The organism is Streptomyces sp. NPDC050315, assembly GCF_040655775.1.
GTDB lineage: Bacteria > Actinomycetota > Actinomycetes > Streptomycetales > Streptomycetaceae > Streptomyces.
Window position 1 is genome coordinate 1,252,713 of record NZ_JBFAKN010000001.1, and the last position, 16,178, is coordinate 1,268,890.

General features: G+C 71.5%; 12 protein-coding genes. 8 read left to right on the forward strand and 4 right to left on the reverse strand.

The window, feature by feature from the left end:
- Window positions 1-11 precede the first annotated feature (11 nt).
- The 5 genes from AB0I82_RS05520 (at window position 12) to AB0I82_RS05540 (ending at window position 7,327) form a co-directional block, all read left to right on the forward strand.
- Entirely contained in the window at window positions 12-551 is a 540-nt protein-coding gene (locus tag AB0I82_RS05520; protein WP_363255757.1) for a cupin domain-containing protein, read from the forward strand.
- Window positions 552-568: 17 nt separating this feature from the next.
- Window positions 569-1,483 carry an aromatic prenyltransferase gene (locus AB0I82_RS05525; protein WP_363255758.1) on the forward strand — a complete coding sequence of 305 codons (915 nt, stop codon included), beginning with the start codon at window positions 569-571 and terminating at the stop codon, window positions 1,481-1,483.
- A 46-nt stretch (window positions 1,484-1,529) separates the two neighbouring features.
- Entirely contained in the window at window positions 1,530-2,123 is a 594-nt protein-coding gene (idi, locus tag AB0I82_RS05530; RefSeq protein WP_363255760.1) for an isopentenyl-diphosphate Delta-isomerase, read from the forward strand.
- A gap of 197 nt (window positions 2,124-2,320) precedes the next feature.
- Window positions 2,321-2,776, forward strand: coding sequence for a hypothetical protein (locus AB0I82_RS05535; protein ID WP_363255762.1), 456 nt, complete (start codon window positions 2,321-2,323; stop codon window positions 2,774-2,776).
- A 3-nt stretch (window positions 2,777-2,779) separates the two neighbouring features.
- Window positions 2,780-7,327 carry a caspase family protein gene (locus AB0I82_RS05540; protein ID WP_363255763.1) on the forward strand — a complete coding sequence of 1,516 codons (4,548 nt, stop codon included), beginning with the start codon at window positions 2,780-2,782 and terminating at the stop codon, window positions 7,325-7,327.
- Here AB0I82_RS05540 and AB0I82_RS05545 read toward each other — a convergent pair.
- Entirely contained in the window at window positions 7,306-7,788 is a 483-nt protein-coding gene (locus tag AB0I82_RS05545) for a DUF6314 family protein (protein WP_363255764.1), read from the reverse strand. The two genes, AB0I82_RS05540 and AB0I82_RS05545, sit on opposite strands and share 22 nt — an antisense overlap.
- Window positions 7,789-7,902: 114 nt before the next feature.
- On the opposite strand from AB0I82_RS05545, the gene AB0I82_RS05550 reads away from it, so the two are divergent.
- From AB0I82_RS05550 to AB0I82_RS05560, 3 genes are all read left to right on the forward strand, one after another.
- On the forward strand, window positions 7,903-8,631 hold the full coding sequence (locus AB0I82_RS05550) for a phenylalanine--tRNA ligase beta subunit-related protein (protein WP_363255765.1): 729 nt from the start codon (window positions 7,903-7,905) through the stop codon (window positions 8,629-8,631).
- A 45-nt stretch (window positions 8,632-8,676) separates the two neighbouring features.
- A complete protein-coding gene (locus AB0I82_RS05555) occupies window positions 8,677-10,170 on the forward strand; it encodes a PLP-dependent aminotransferase family protein (RefSeq protein WP_363256088.1) in 1,494 nt (497 codons plus the stop codon).
- A 92-nt stretch (window positions 10,171-10,262) separates the two neighbouring features.
- Window positions 10,263-12,914, forward strand: a complete 2,652-nt coding sequence (locus AB0I82_RS05560) for a hypothetical protein (RefSeq protein WP_363255766.1) — start codon at window positions 10,263-10,265, stop codon at window positions 12,912-12,914.
- A 16-nt stretch (window positions 12,915-12,930) separates the two neighbouring features.
- Here the strand turns inward: AB0I82_RS05560 and AB0I82_RS05565 are convergent, their stop codons facing one another.
- Genes AB0I82_RS05565 through AB0I82_RS05575 form a run of 3 tightly spaced genes read right to left on the reverse strand, consistent with a single transcriptional unit; the run spans window position 12,931 to window position 16,173 of the window.
- Entirely contained in the window at window positions 12,931-14,142 is a 1,212-nt protein-coding gene (locus AB0I82_RS05565; protein ID WP_363255767.1) for an amidohydrolase, read from the reverse strand.
- Window positions 14,129-15,163, reverse strand: coding sequence for an oligopeptide/dipeptide ABC transporter ATP-binding protein (locus AB0I82_RS05570; protein ID WP_363255768.1), 1,035 nt, complete (start codon window positions 15,161-15,163; stop codon window positions 14,129-14,131). Before AB0I82_RS05570 ends, AB0I82_RS05565 begins: the two co-directional genes overlap by 14 nt.
- Window positions 15,160-16,173 (reverse strand): ABC transporter ATP-binding protein, encoded by a 1,014-nt coding sequence (locus AB0I82_RS05575; RefSeq protein WP_363255769.1) that lies wholly within the window; start codon window positions 16,171-16,173, stop codon window positions 15,160-15,162. The genes AB0I82_RS05570 and AB0I82_RS05575 overlap by 4 nt, the downstream gene beginning before the upstream one ends.
- Between the last annotated feature and the right edge of the window lie 5 nt (window positions 16,174-16,178).

Below are 16,178 nucleotides of genomic sequence, written 5' to 3' on the forward strand. Positions count from 1 at the left end.
GAGGTTACCGAGTGAATGGCATTGTCGTTGGGCCCGGCGGCGGGCGGAAAATCATCACGCCTGCCCAGGAAATCACCTTCAAGGTGACGGGCGCGGACGGCTCGAGTGCGTCGGTGTTCGAAGTCGTCGTGCCGCCAGGATTTGATGTCGGCGCGCACAAGCACCACAACTCCCAGGAAATGTTCTGCGTACTCGAAGGCGAACTGGACATCTTCGCCTTTGAGCCGGAGCGCTACATCGCGGACGGCTGGACGGACTGGAAGTCCACCTCCGGAGACCGTCCGGCGCGGGCCACCCCGGGCAGCATCGCATTCGTCCCGACGGGCTGCCCGCACGGTTTCGCGAATCGCACCGACGCACCGGCGCGGGTGCTCTTCACCGTGAGCCCGTCGCCCCACCACGAGGTCTATTTCGAGAAGCTGGCGGAGATTTTCGCCGCGCCCGGTCCGCCGGACCCGGAGGCGATCGAGCGCCTGCGCCACGACTACGACATCACGCAATTCACCCCGCTGCGCCACGACCGCCCGCAGCCGGGTGCCGCCGACCGCTGAGCCAAAGGGAACACAGAGTGACCAAGAGCGTAGAACTCAACGACGTCTATTCCGCCATCGAGCAGTCCGCACAGCTGCTGGATCTGCCGCTGGAGGCCGACAAGGTCAAGGGCGCGCTGGCCGCATTCGAGCCCGCGTTCACCAATGCCTCGGTAGCCCTCCGCATTGCCACCGGCGAGCGTCGCGAAAAGCTGATGGGTTACCGGTACATCAAGTACACCGGTGACCTGGACCCGTACGAGACCGCGGTGTCCGAAGGGCTGCTGAAGCGCGGCGACCACGCCGCGGACCGGCTGTTCCACGACGTCAAGGAGCGGTTCCCGATCGAGGGGACCGGCGGCGATTTCGAGATAGCCGCCGGCTTCCAGAAGATCTGGGTCTTCTTCCCGAGCAGCCGGCCGCAGCCGCTCGATGAGCTGTCGAAGCTGGAGTCGATGCCGCGCGCGGTGGCGGACAATCTCGAACTGCTGGCGCGCTACGGGCTGCACTCGGCCAGCCTGTTCGCGGTCGACTACACCTCTCACACCCTCAACATCTACTTCGACGGCCTGCCGGACGGCACGTTCGCGCCGGAGCGGGTCCGCGAGCTGACCCGCGAACTCGGAATTCCCGAGCCGAGCGAGTACGAGCTGGAACTGTGCGCGAAGGCATTCGCGGTGTACTTCACGTTCTCCTGGGAAACGTCGAAGATCGACCGGGCGTGCTTCCCCGTGCTGGTCCCGAACCCCGAGCTCGTGCCGACCGACCTGGGCCCGACCATCACGAAGTTCGCCGCCGGGGTTCCGTTCGCCGGCGACGACCGCAAGTGCATTTACGCGACGACGCTTTCGGCCCGCGGGAACTACTACAAGCTGGAGCCGTTCTACCACTGGCAGCCCGCGATCGTGAACGCCATGCACCTGGCGAAGTCGCCGGACGAGCACTCCGCGTAGCCACGTATGACACAGGCTCCAAGGATCGACCACGCAAAGGATTCCCATGCCGACCAGCCCGTCCGACTCCTCGCCGACCGAAACGCCGACCGAAACGTCTGCCGACATCATGCTTGAGCTGGTGGACGAGGAGGGCAACACGATCGGCACCGCGGAGAAGCTGTCGGCGCACCAGGCACCGGGCCAACTGCACCGGGCGTTCTCGGTGTTCCTCTTCGACTCCGAGGGGCGGATGCTGCTGCAGCGCCGGGCACTGGGCAAGTACCACTCCCCCGGCGTGTGGTCGAACACCTGCTGCGGTCATCCCTACCCGGGCGAGCCCCCCTTCGTGGCGGCGGCCCGCCGCACCGCGGAAGAGCTGGGCCTTGCTCCCTCACTGCTCCAGGAGGCGGGAACGGTGCGTTACAACCACCCCGACCCGGCGTCCGGGCTGGTGGAGCAGGAGTACAACCACCTGTTCGTGGGGCTGGTCACGCAGGTGCCGCGGCCCGATGCCGAGGAGGTCGGGGAGACCGCGTTCGTGACGGCGGAGGAGCTGGCGGCACTGCGGGAGAAGGCCACGTTCTCGGCGTGGTTCCCGACGGTACTGGACGCGGCGCTGCCGGGAATCCGCAAGCTGGTGGGCTCCGACAGCTGGTAATCCACCCGGCGGTTCCCGTCCTGTAACGCACCGAAGCTCCGGTTGGAGCAGGCGACAACACGCGCCTCGCCCAACCGGAGCTTCGTCGTGCCCTCGCCCCCCACGTCGCAAATCCCCCGGACCGATCTGGTGGGGGCGCACGCCAAGCGCTAGCCTCCAAAAGGGGCGCAGGGGGCGCTCGTTACGGGGAGGGACGCATGAGAGTCACCCTGTCGGTCGGGGACGACAGCGGCGCGTGTGGTGATCTGCGGCGCTGGCTGTTACGCGATCCCGAACTGCGCAGCCGTGCCGTCGCACCGCCCGTGGCCGCGCCACCGGCCGGCACGATGGGCGCGGCGGGCGAGCTGATCTCCGTACTCCTCGCACCCGGCGGGCTGACGGCCGCGCTGGCAGCAGCCGTGGTGGCCTGGCTGCAGAATCGTCGCGGCAATCAGACGGTCACGATCACCCGCCCCGACGGCACTCAGGTGACCGTCACGTCCGAGCGGGTGCGCGGGCTGACCACGGAGGGGACGGGCGACCTCGCCCGGCAGATCGCCGAGGCGCTCCAGGACCCGGCAACGGCCCGCCCGGCAACGGCACTTCAGGAGTCCGAAGCGCGACAGCAGCCGGAACCGGCGGCCGGGAACGGTCCACGCCCCGAGCAGGGCTGAGCCGTGGGCCTGCCGGGAGCGTGGGGACTGGCCGGGGCCGGCTGCCGTGCGGTGGTGGTCGGCACCGGACGGCATCCGGAGGGTGCCCTGCTGTCGGATCTGCCGGGTGCGCGCCGGTCGGCGGCCGACCTCGCCGCCGCACTGCACACCGCGTGCGGCATGGACCGGGAACACATCACGCTGCTGACCGATCCCGAGGGCCCCACCGAGGTACTGGCCGCCGTCGAGCGGGCGGTCGACGAGGCGGCGGACGGCGTCGTCGTCTTCTGCTTCGTCGGGCACGGGCTCCTCGGCCCCGGCGACCAGTTGTATCTGGCGACCGCGGCGAGCACGTCGGCGGACAGTACCGTGCACGCCGTCCCGTACGCGGAGATCAGGAACCTGCTCAGCGCGTCCCCCGTCCGCCCGGTGGTGATCCTCGACTGCTGCTTCTCCGGGCTCGCCGAAGCCGCCTCGCGGGGGCAGCACCGGAACCCGTACGCATCGGCCCGGCCGGCCGGCAGCTTCCTGCTGACCTCCGCCTCCCACTACGCCGTGTCCTTCGCCCCGGAGGGGCAGCGGCACACCCTGTTCAGCGGTGAGCTGCTGCGGCTGCTGACCGAGGGGGACGCGGCGGGCCCCAGCCGCTTCACCCTCGCCGATGTCTACCGGCACCTGGACCGGCACTTCCAGCACGGGCCGGCGCGGCCGCACGCCGACAGTGTGGGGCGCATGGGAGACCTCGTCCTCGCACCCAACCCGCGGTACGTCGCGGCGCCCGACATCCCGCCGCCCGAGCCGGCGCACGACGGCACGCCCTGCCCGTATCCCGGTATGCGGCCCTTCCTGCCCGAGGAGCGCCATCTGTTCTTCGGCCGGGGCGAGTTGACGCGGGCGCTGCTGGCACGGGTGACCGACGCCGCGGCGCCGGGCCCGGTGGTGCTGGTCGGCCCGTCGGGTGCGGGCAAGTCCTCCCTGCTGCGGGCCGGGCTGGCCGCGGCGGACGGCGTGGGGCCGGTACTGCTGGTGCCGGCGCCGGGGCCGACGCCGTTCCGTGAGCTGGTGAGCTGCTGGGCGGGCGCGGTGGGCCGGCCGTTCGGGGAGGTGGCGGACGCGCTGGGCGCGGGCCGGTTCCCCGGTCCGGCGGACGGGCGCCGGGCCCCCGGCGTGCTGGTGGTCGACCAGCTGGAGGAGGTCTTCACGCAGTGCCGGGACGCGGAGGAACGGGAGCTCTTCGTCCGCGCGGTGACCGCGCACGACAACACCGAAGGCGGCACGGGTCCCCGCTTCGTACTGGGTCTGCGTGCCGACTATTACGGGCACTGCCTGCGGGATCCCCGGCTGTCCCGGGCCGTGCGGGCCGGTCAGTTCACCGTCCCGCCGATGGCCGACGAGGAGCTGCGCCGGGCCGTCACCGGGCCCGCCGAGCACGCCGGGCTGCGGCTGGAGGACGGTCTCGCGGACCTGCTGCTGCGGGAGGTCCGCGAGGAGCACCGGAGTACGGGTGACACCATCGCCCTGCCGTTCCTCGCCCACGCGCTGCAGGAGACCTGGGCCAGGCGCCGGGACGGCCGGCTGACCATCTCCGGGTACCACGCCACCGGCGGCATCCGGGGCTCGGTCGCCCAGACCGCCGAGACCCTCCTCGCCTCCCTCGACCCGGCCGGACAGCAGGCGCTGCGTACGGTGTTGCTGCGGCTGGTGCATCTGGTGGGTGACGGCGGGAAGGCGGTACGCCGCCGGGTGCGGACCGATGATCTCGTCGCGGCCTCCGACGAGCGCGGCAGGCAGCGCAATACGGCGCTGCTCGACCGCCTGGTCGAGGCCCGGCTCGTCGTGGTCGACGACAACTGGGCCCAGCTGTGCCACGATTCGCTCCTGTACGGCTGGCCCGCGCTGCGGACCTGGATCACCGAAAACCTCGAAGTCCTGCTGACCCACCGCAGTCTGGCGGAGGCGGCCGACGCCTGGGACGCGGCGGGCCGGCTCCCGAGCGGGCTGTACACCGGCAAGCATCTGACGGCCGTCGAGCACCGGATCGACGGCGGCGGCCAGGTGCTGGAACTGCGCCAGGTGGAACGGGACTTCCTATCCGCCGGACGGACGGCACAACGCCGCGGCAAGTACCGGTTACGGGCGGGCGTCTCGTTGCTGGTCGTACTGGCGCTGGTCCTCGGCATCGCGATCGTACGGGGCGACCGGGCCGCGAAGGACGCGGCGCACAAGGAGGCCGTGGAGATCGCGCAGGAGATCGCCGCCCGCGCCGACGACCTGCGTGACCAGGACCCGCTCACCGCGCTCCGGCTCAGCCTGGCGGCCTACCGCCTCGCCCCCACCCCGGAGTCCCGGTCCGCCCTGTACTCCTCGTACGTCACCCGTACGCCCCAGGTACTCCAGGCGGCCTCCCGGCCCGTGCTCAAGCTGGCGTTCGCGCCCGACGGGCGGAGCCTGGCGGCGGCCCTCCGGCTGGAGCGCGACGGCAAGCGGAAGAAGCCCGCACAGCTGGTGTTGTGGCGGCTCGGGCCCGGTGCCGCCGCCCGGCGCCCGGCGGCCGTCGTCCCGATGAGCAGCCGCGAAGGCAACCCGGTCCTGGCCTACCACCCGAGCAAGCCGGTCATCGCGGTACAGACCACCGACCGGCTCACCGTATGGGACGTCTCGGACCTGCGGCACCCGAAGCGGCTGGCCGAGCGCCGGACCTCGTCCCGTGTCACGTTCTCCCTGGCGTTCAGCCCCGACGGACGCAACCTGACAGTGGGCAGGGACGACGGGCGGCTCGCGCTGTGGAACATGACCGACCCGTCGGCACCCGCCCTGCGGTGGGAAAAGAAGGCGGCGGACCAGCAGGTGATCTCCGTGGCCGTCAGCCGCGACAGCCGGTACCTCGTCGCGGGAAACGGCATTCCGGAGGGAGCGGGGAAGGACGAGTGGGCGGCGGTGCGGTTGTGGGACATCGGCGATCCGGCGCGGCCGGTGCTGCGGGACACCGCACGCGCCCGCTCGGTCATGGCGGTCGCCTGCCACCCACAACGCAACATGATCGCCGCCACGGGCGCCGACGGACTGTACGCATGGACCGTCGGCCGGGACGGCAAGCTGACGGCCGCCAAGCGCGGGCTGTACGGCTCCACTTGGGGCACGGAGGCCCCGTCCCTCGCCTTCCGGCCGGACGGGAAGGTCCTCGCGGCGGCCAACACCGCCGCGTCGGGATCGGTGGAGCAGCGGAAGACCGGGACCGCGCTGAACGACCTGTTCGACAGCTCGGCGGCGCTCGGGAAACTGCCGTCCGCCCAGCCGGTGCAGTCCGTGGCCTGGAGCCCGGACGGGAAGGTGCTCGCCGCCGGGGACCACCGCGGTGAGATCCGACTGTGGCACGACCGCTCCCCCGCCCCCGTACTCCAGGGCAGACAGGTCCCCGGAGAGCCGGAACGCCCCTCGTTCAGCGACGACGGGAAGCTGGTGATCACCCGTGAGCGCACGAAGGGCTACGAGTCCCGGACGACGGTCTGGGACATCGGCGACCCGGCCGCGCCCCGGCGGCGGTTCACTCCCCCGGAACCGTGGGAAGTCGAGCACTTCCTCCACAAACGTGCGCACCCCGTCCTGCTCACCCATCGGTTCCGGGACGGCGACGACTTCAACACCTTCCGCCTGTGGGAGTTCCCCTCAGGGCCGGACGCTCCGCCGGTACCGGGTAAGGAGATCCGGTTCGACGAGAGCAATGTGCTGTCCAGCGCCAGCCCGAACGGCAGGCTGCTCGCCCTCGGCGGGACCAGGGGCACGGTCGAGCTCTGGGACATCGACGACATCCGGCACCCGCACCGGCGCGGCGTCCTCCGTGTGCCACTGGAGGCCATGAACGGGTTCCTGTGGTGGCTGGACGACCGGACGATCGGCGTGCAGGAGAAGGACGACCTGCGGTTGTGGGACGTGAGCGACCCGGCCCGGCCGAAGAAGGGTGCCCGCTTCCGGGACGCCACCCTCCAGGGCGGCGGCTCCGCGTACCTCCGCTCCGCACGCATGCTGCTGACCGAGGAGCCGGGGGCCAGCCTCCGGCTGTGGGACCTGTCCGACATGCGGCACCCGGTCCGCGGCGAACTGCTACCGGCCGCTCCCAACGGCTACTTCCGGCTGCGGAAAGGCGAGTTGGCCACGGTCCTGACGAGTGGTCAGGTACTGGTGTGGGACGTGTCGGACCCGAAGCACATCCGCCGCCTGGACAGCCTGCGCCTGGAGAAGGACATCAAGGCGCTGACCACCAGCCCGGACGGTGCGTGGGTGATGACCAGCACCCCGTACCGCCTCTGGACGGCCCGCGGCAGCGGCGGCTGGGAGACCCCGGCCTTCACCGCCCTGCCGTTCGCGCAGGATGCCGCCTTCTTCCCGGACAAACGCCCCTACCTCACCGTCGTACCCGACGGCGCGGAAGGCAACGACGACCACACGTTTGTACTGCCACTCGATCCCGGCCGCGCCTACACCAGCCTGTGCCGCCTGCACCCGTCAGGCCTGACAAAAAACCAATGGCGCGACCTTTTCCCCCACCTCTCCTACCGCCCCTCCTGCGGCTGAGCAGGCTCGCGGACGCGGCGGTAGACCGAGGTGAGCAGCTGATCCTTGGCGGGACCGCGGACGGCCCAACGCAGGTGCCACTCGTCCGGCGACAGCACGGTGAAGGTGCCTTCGTAACGGTCGGCGGCACACTGATGCACGGCCGTCCAGCGGCCGCGCCGCAGGTCCAGCGCGTGGAACGGGCGACCGTCCGAGAACGACACTTCAGCGGTGCCGTCCGGGAGCGCCTGCATCCGCAGGGTCCTGGTGGCCTGCCGCGTCGCACCGCCCCACTCCACGGCTCCTTCCTCTACATGCAGCCACTCGTCAGCCTCGTCCCCGTTCGCGATGCGGAACTCCGCCCGGCCGGTGAAGCTGCCGGTGTGCCCGCCGTCGGACAGCTCACGCTGCACGCTCCAGGCACCTGCGAGGTAGGCGAGCGTGTCGGGTACGGGGTGGACCGGGAGGCTGGACGACGACATGGCTCCAGTTTCTCACTGGGGCTCGCGGGAGCGCTCGGTGCCGTTATGGACCAATCGATCCGGCACACTTTGGCCCTGTCTGCCGGACCATAGTGGCGACAGGGTGGGAGGACCATGAACCGTACGGAGGTCCCCTTGAGCATGTGCTTCCGCCACGCGGACGCGATCCGGTCCGACTACCCCGAGCTCGTCGCAGGCGTGCTCCACGCCACCGGCGTCGGCTCCGCCGCCGACGTCGGCCCGCGCGTTGCGGAGTACACCACCCGCGCCGCAGCCCGACTGACCGACACCACCGAGGGCCAATTCCCCGAAGTACTGGCCTGGCGGCGGACCTTCGCCCGGATGGGGCTGAAGCCGACGCAGTACCGGTGTGCCTCGGAGTCGCTGCTGCGGCGGCTGCGGAAGGAAGGGGCGCTGCCGCGCATTCATCCGGTGGTCGACCTGTGCAACGCGATCTCGGTCGCGTACGCGATCCCCGTGGCGGCCCTCGACGCGGACCGCATCGCCGGGCCGCTGCTGGAGGTGCGCTACGCCCGCGGTGACGAGCACTACACGACCTTCGGCGGCGACACCGAGGCCCCCGCGCCCGGCGAGGTGACCTTCGTCGACTCCTCGGGGCGGGCGCATGCCCGTCGCTGGACCAACCGGCAGAGCGGCCACTCCGCGGTCGGCGAACACACCAGCCGGATCCTTGTGGTGGCGGAGGCGATGCACGACGGTGGCGCGGACGTCGTGCCGGAGCTGTTGAAAACCGTCGCCCAGGAACTGGCCGCACACTGGCCGACCGACCCCACGATGGCCGTCCTCACCCCGTCCGCACCGGAGTTCACCTTTGGCGGCTAGAAAGACACCGGCGGCCGGGCAGAAGTGGCAGTGCCCCATGGCACCATGGGCCCGGTGAACCCGGCCTACGGCTCCGATTTCCTGCAACTCGACGCGGGTGACGCGCCCCTTGGCGGCAAGGCGGACTGGCTGGCCCGGCGGCTGCGGCAGGCGATAGCCGACGGTCGGCTCGCGGTGGGCAGCAGGCTGCCGCCCAGCCGGGTGCTCGCCGCCGAACTGCGCGTCTCCCGCGGCGTGGTCACCGAGGCCTACCGGCGGCTGACCGAGGACGGCCACATCGAGGGGCGCCGGCGCGGCGGCACGGTGGTGGTCGCGGCACCCCTCGTACCGCCGCAGGCTCCCGCCGCGCCCCGGCCGCCCAGGGGCCAGGCCCCGGTCACCACCGACCCGCCCGCGCCCGGCACACTGTTCACCGGCGAACCCGGTCCCGATGTCTTCGATGCGCTGCGCGCCACCCGTGCCCGCATCGACTTCACCCCGGGCCGGCCCGACCTGGCCGCGTTCCCCCGCACTGCCTGGCTGCGCGCCGAACGGGCCGTACTCACCGAGCTGGCCGCCGAGCACCTCGGATACGGCGACCCCCGCGGCGCGCTGCCGCTGCGCCGTGCCGTCGCCGGGTGGCTGGCGCGCAGCCGCGGCATCCGGGTCGAACCGGACGAGGTACTGATCGTCGCCGGCACCGCGCAAGCGCTGACCCTGCTGCATCCCGTGCTGCGGGCGGACGGCATCGATGGCGTTGCGGTGGAGGACCCCGGCTCGCTCGGTACCCGCCAGCACCTGGAGAACGGCGCGCTGGCCACCCCGCCGGTGCCGGTGGACGACGACGGCGTACGCGTCGACGCACTGCGTGCCACCGGCGCCCGCGCGGTACTGCTCACGCCCGCCCACCAGTTCCCCACCGGCGTGGTGACGAGCGGCGAACGCCGCCGCGAGCTGCTGCGCTGGGCGGCGGACGGCGGGCTGATCGTGGAGGACGACTACGACGCGGAACACCGCTACGACCGGCGCCCGGTGCCCGCGCTGCGCTCGTTGCTGGCTGATCGGGTCTGCTACATGGGCAGTGTGTCCAAGCTGCTCGCGCCCGCGCTGCGGATCGGCTGGATGGTGCCGCCGCCCCGCTACCGAAAAGCACTGACCGACGCCAAACGCTTCACCGACCTGGGCAACGCCGTGCTGCCGCAGCTCGTACTCGCCCGGCTGATGGAGTCCGGGGACCTGGAACGGCATCTGCAACTGGTGCGCGGCCGGCACCGGCGGCGCCGCGACGCGATGATCGACGCCCTCACCGCACACCTCCCGGGCGCGGTCGTGCACGGCGCGGCGGCCGGCCTGCACCTGACCGTCACATTTACGCCGGAGATACCCGACACCGAGCTCGCCGCCGCCCTGCTCGCCCGGGGTGTGAAATGCCAGCCGCTGTCGTGGCACCGCCAGCGTCCCGGCCGCCCCGGCCTCGTACTCGGCTACGCGGCCACTCCGCCCGGTGTCATCGCCGAAGGGGTGTCGGCACTCGGCGAGGCACTGCGCACACTGACCTGAAGCGTTGCACCCCGGGCGCCTGCCGCTCCCCCGGATCACACTGAGTACTGGTACTCATGCCCCGGCCCGTAGACCCACGCATACTCGCGGCCATGCACATGGAATCGCCCGGTTGCCCGGACTGCGGAACGCCCCTGGGGACGCCTCCGCCCGCTTGGTGCAGCCATTGCCGGCTGCCCCTGACCGGACCGGACGCCCTGGCGTTGTGGCAGGTCACAGGGGAGTTGCACGCCCTGGACGGGCGCCGGCGGTGGCTGGTGCAGCGGCACGGTGAGCTGCTGGGCGCGTTGCGCGCACGCCGGGATGCGCCTGAAGGGACGCCGGTCACCGTGCCCGCGGGCGACAGCGTGGCCGGCAGTGCGACGCGGGAGGTCTCCGCTCCGTCCGCGCGGACCGCGCTGCTGATCGTCGGTGGCGTGCTGGTGGTCGTGGCCGCGTTGGTGTTCACCGTGGTGAGCTGGGGACGGCTGGGCATCGGCGGGCGGGCCGCCGTACTGCTCGCGGTGACCGCGTGCGCGCTCGCACTGCCCCGTCCGCTGCGGCGACGGCAGCTCACGGCCACCGCCGAGGCGGCGGCCGCGGTGGGACTCGCCCTGGTACTCCTGGATGCCTACGCCGCCCGGGAGGCCGGGCTCGGCGGCCTGGACGGCGCCGGAACGGCGGGTTACTGGGCGGTGCTCACCGCGCTGATGTCGGTGGGTGCGCCGGTGTACGGCTGGTGGATGCGGCTCCGGCTGCCACTACCCGTGGGAATTCTGTTGGCACGGCTGCCGGGCCTCCTCGCCGCTGCGGCGTTGGCCGGAGGGCCCGAGGACTACGCGACCGCGATGATCGCCACGGCCGCGGTGGATTTCGCAGCGCTGTACGCATTCACTGCACGCGCCGCCACCGGGTCTGCCGGGTTCCGCGACCGGCTGGGCGGTGAGCGGGCTGTCGGCAGGCTGGTCACCGGGGTCCGGGTGGTCGGCAGTGGTTGGGCGCTGCTCGGTGGGGCGCTCGCGGCCGGGTACGCGATGAGTGCTGCGTCACCGGCCGAGGCGATGTGGGCCTGGCTGCCGTTGGGTCTGCTGGCGCTGTTGGGTATGGCGCTGTGCCGCGGCTTCCGCGCCGCGCCGTTCGCGCTGCGCTCCGGCAGCGAGGGCGTGGCCGTCGTGGCGTTGGTTGTGGCCGTCGGAGCCGGCTTGCGGTGGGTCGCGCCCGCGGGGTGGGCCGTGGCCGGGTACGCGGCGCCTGCCGCGCTCGTCGCGGTGTGGGCGGCAGTGCGCTGTGCGCGGACCGGGCGGTGGGAGAGGCCCGCGGAGAGTGGCCCGTTCGCACCGCCGCGCGAGGCAGCGGCCGCGGTGGGCGAGCTGGTTGCCGCCTCAGCCATGCTGCTGCTGACCGGTGTGGTGGTGCTTCCGGAACTCGCGTACGCGCTGGCCCGGCCCATCGCCTCCGGCATGGAGCTGTGGCTCGGCGGCCACCCGGCACAGTGGAGCTGGCAGCTCGCGGCCGCGCCGCTGGTCGTGCTCTGGATGGCCGTCGCCGTACTGGCCACTACGGCCGTACTGCGCGCCCGTACCGTTGGCGTCGGCGTCGGCGACCGACACCTGGACCGGCCGGCGAACGCGCTGTACAACGCCGCCGCACTGGCTGCGCTCCCCGCGCTGTTCCTGCTGCCGGTGGCACTGGGGCTGCCGTACGAGTGGGTACTGGCGATCGTGGCGGTGGCATCCGTCGCGCTCACGACGGTCGTCGTGCGTCGGCCGGAGACAGCACTCGTACCGAAGCTCGCGGTGCTGGCCGTCACCGACACGGTCGCCCTGTTGTGGTCGTCGGCCGACCGGGTCGCCGTGCTCGTGGTATGGGGAGCCTTCGCCGCGTCCGCCGCTGTGCTCGCCCATGTCCTTTCGGCACCGACCGCTCGGCCCGCCGCGCGCGCCACGGCGCGGGTCGCGGGTGCCTTGGCCGTCCTCGCCCTCGGCGTCGAGGCGGTCGCGGCCGGAATCACCGCCGACCTGCCCTGGCATGTCACCGCGTTCGTGATGCTCGGGGTCGCCGTCGTCATCGCCTGCGCCGCAGCGGCGTGGCGCCGGCTCCCGGGGCGCGAGCAGGTCTCCACGGCCGTCGAGGGCGCCGGGTATGTCCTTGCCGTAACTGCCCTTGCCCTGACGGCATTTCATCCCGATGCGCTGAGCCTCGCCCTCGCCGTGAGCGGGGTCGCGGGCCTGGCCATCGCGCTGCGCCCGGACCGCCGCCGCGCCGCGCTCGCCGGAACCGCCCTGCTCATCGCCTCCTCCTGGGTGCGTCTCGCGCTGGCGGACATCGACCACCCCGAGGCGTACACACTCCCGGTCACGGCGGCCGCACTGGTCATCGGGCGCCGCCGGCGTACGCACGCCCCGGGGACGAGCTCCTGGACCGCTTACGGTGCGGGGCTGAGCGCAACCATGCTCCCCAGCCTCATCGCCATGTGGAGCGACGGGCACTGGGTGCGCCCGCTGCTCCTCGGCACGGCGGCCCTGCTCGCCACCGTCGTCGGGGTACGCACGCGACTGCAAGCACCGCTGCTCGTCGGCAGTGCTGTACTCGTACTGGTCGGCGTGCACGAACTCGCCCCGACCGTGGTCCAGGTACTCGGCCTCCTCCCCCGTTGGGTGCCGCTGGCCGCCGCCGGCCTGCTCCTGCTCCTGCTCGGGGCCACCTACGAGAAGCGGATCGACGAAGCCCGCCGCCTGCGCGACACGGTGCGCAGTATGAAGTGACCTGCCGGTGCCGAGGTCAGCGCCCCACCAGCTCCAGTTGGTCGGCGACCACGGCTCCGTTGTGCAGGACCGTGCGGTCGGTGCCGCGGTCCATGACGGCGCTGGTCGGTGTTTCGCCGTCGACGAGGACGAGGTCGGCGCGGTCGCCGACCGCCAGCCCCGGCCGGTCGTGGACGCCGGCCGGGCGGGTGACGTCGTGGCTCATGATCGAGGCGCCGCCGATGGTCGCGACGGCCAGCGACATCTCGATCAGATCGTCGCGGCGGAAGTTGTTGGTGAAGGCCAGTTGCCAGGTGCGGTCGAGCATGTCGCAGTTGCCGTACGGGCTCCAGTAGTCACGCTGGCCGTCCTCGCCCAGGCCGACCCGTACGCCCGCCTCCGTCAGGTCGACCAACGACAGCTGCCCGCGGGCCGCCGGTGCCACGGTGGCCATCGCGATGTCGAGTTCGGCGAAGTCGTCGATGATGCGGCGGCTCATTGATTCGGAGATCGAGCCGAGTTCGTAGGCGTGGGACATGGTGACCTTGCCCTGCATGCCGAGGGCGCGAGTGCGTTCCAGTATCAGGTCCGTGGAGAACACGCCGAGGTGGCCCGGCTCGTGGAGGTGGATGTCCACCTCCACCTGGTACTTCTCGGCCAGCCCGAACACCACGTCCAGGTGTCCCTTGGGGTCCCGGTCGAGGGAGCAGGGGTCGATGCCGCCGATCACCTCGGCGCCGGACTTGAGGGATGCCTCCAGGTAGTCGACGGTTCCCTTCTCGCGCAGGATGCCCGCCTGGGGGAAGGTCATGATCTGTACGTCGGCCTGGCCGGCGAACTTCTCCTTCGCGGCCATCACCGCATCGAACTTCTCCAGCTTGCAGTCCACGTCCACCTGGGCGTACGACCGTACGCGGGTGGTGCCGCGGGCGATCATCCGCTCCAGCGTACCGGCCACCCGCTCCTGGAGGGGAACCTCCGCGGTGCGCCAGTTCTGCCGGTCGTTGAGCATCATCGTCCAGACCCCCGGGCCGCCGGTGTGCGGCCGGAACGGCAGGCCGATGCGGGTCGAGTCCAGGTGTACATGTACATCGCTGAATGACGGCAGCAGCAGTCGGCCACGGCCCTCGACCACCTCGCCGGCTGCCGCGGCGGCCGGATCGTGGGGGCGGATCGTTGCGATGCGGTCGCCGGACAGTTCGACGTCGCTGCGCTCGCCGCCCCAAGGGCGGACGTCACGAATCAACACGGAGGTCACCTTTCTCTGGCACGGTGCGGTTGGTGCTCTCGGTGCTGCTGTACGGAGACACGTGATGGCAGGCGATGTCGCCGCGCGGCACGCTGTCGGTGCACAGCTTCTGGTCCTGCGGGTCCAGCCGTGGATATGCCGGACACCGGGACTGGAAGACGCAGCCGCGCGGTGGGTCGGCGGGGCTGGGCAGATCGCCGGCCAGCCGGATCCGTCCGCTGCGGTCCGCTGCCGGGTCGGCCTGCGGGACGGCGGACAGCAGCGCCCGGGTGTAGGGGTGGCGCGGAGCGTCGAAGACCTCGTCGGTGGGTCCTTGTTCCATGATCCGGCCCAGGTACATCACCGCGATACGGTCGGCGAAGTGCTTGACCACGGACAGGTCGTGGGCGATGAAGACATACGCCACGCCGGTGTCCCGCTGGATGTCCGCCAGCAGATTGATCACCTGGGCCTGCACCGAGACGTCCAGCGCGGACACCGGTTCGTCGCAGATGATCAGTTGTGGGTCCAGGGCGAGCGCCCGGGCGATGCCCACGCGCTGCTTCTGGCCGCCGGAGAACTCGTGCGGGAAGCGGTTGTAGTGGTCGGGGCGCAGCCCGACCCGGTCCATCAGGTCCCGCACCTTGGCCTTGACGCCGCCGGGCGGGGTGATCCGCTGGGCCAGCAGTGGTGCGGCGATGGCACTGCCCACGGACTGGCGCGGGTTGAGCGAGGAGGACGGGTTCTGGAACACCATCTGCACCCGGCGGCGGTACTCCTGAAGGTCCGAGCGGCGGAGTTCGGAGATCTCCCGGCCGTCGAGGCGGATGCTCCCGGACGTGGGTTCCAGGAGTCGCATCAGCAGTCGGCCGGTGGTCGACTTGCCGCAGCCGGACTCCCCCACGAGCCCCACGGTCTCCCCCGCACCTACCGAGAAGCCGACCCCGTCGACCGCCTTGATCACACCGCCGCCGGACCGGAAGACGCCGGAGCGGATCGGGAAGTGTTTGGTCAGGTCGGTGACCTGCAACAGCGGCGTCATCGGGCCACCTCTCCGGCCGGTTCCAGGGTCGTCAGGTGGCACCGCGACGGGTGCGCTTCGGGGCCGGTCAGCGTCGGCCGGCGCGTACTGCAGGCGTTGTCGGCTACCAAGTGCGCCTTCCCGCAGCGGTCGGCGAACAGGCAGCCCTCGGGCAGTGTCAGCAGCGACGGCGGGAAGCCCGGGATCGGACTGAGCCGCCGGGACTTCCCCGCGAGCGAGGGCATCGAGGCCAACAGCCCTTGGGTGTAAGGGTGTTGTGGATCGTTGAAGAGGTCGGCGACGGTCGCGCGTTCCACACACTCCCCGCCGTACATCACCACAACCTGGTGGCAGACCTCGGCGACCACACCGAGGTCATGGGTCACCAGGATCACCGACGTGCCGGTCTCGGCCTGCAACTCGCCCAGCAAGTCGAGGATTTGGGCTTGCACGGTGACATCGAGCGCGGTGGTGGGCTCGTCGGCGATCAACAGCTCGGGTTCACAGACCAGCGCCATGGCGATCATCGCGCGCTGCCGCATACCGCCGGAGAACTCGTGGGGGTACGACGAGTAGCGCCGCTTCGGGTCGGGGATGCCGACCCGCCCGAGCATGTCGATGGCGACTGCAGCGGCGGCCTTCTTGGGTACGTCGTTGTGCACCCGGTACGCCTCGGCGATCTGCGCCCCGACCGGGTAGAACGGGTGCATCGCGGACAGCGGGTCCTGGAAGATCATCGAGATCTTCTTGCCGCGGTAGGCACGCATCTGCGCCTCGGAAAGCGGATTGAGATCCGTTCCGTCCAGGAGGATCTGCCCGGTGACGGTGGCCGAGGTGTCCTTGAGCAGCCCCATCAGGGCCTGGCTCGTGACGGTCTTCCCGGAGCCGGACTCGCCGACGATGCCGACCGTTTCGCCTCGTGGCAGGGTCAGATCCATCCCGTTGACCGCGTGCACCACGCCGTCGTCGGTCGGGAAGCTCACCCGCAGATCGCGGATGTCCAGCATGGGCGCGGCATCGGTCGTGGTCATCAGGG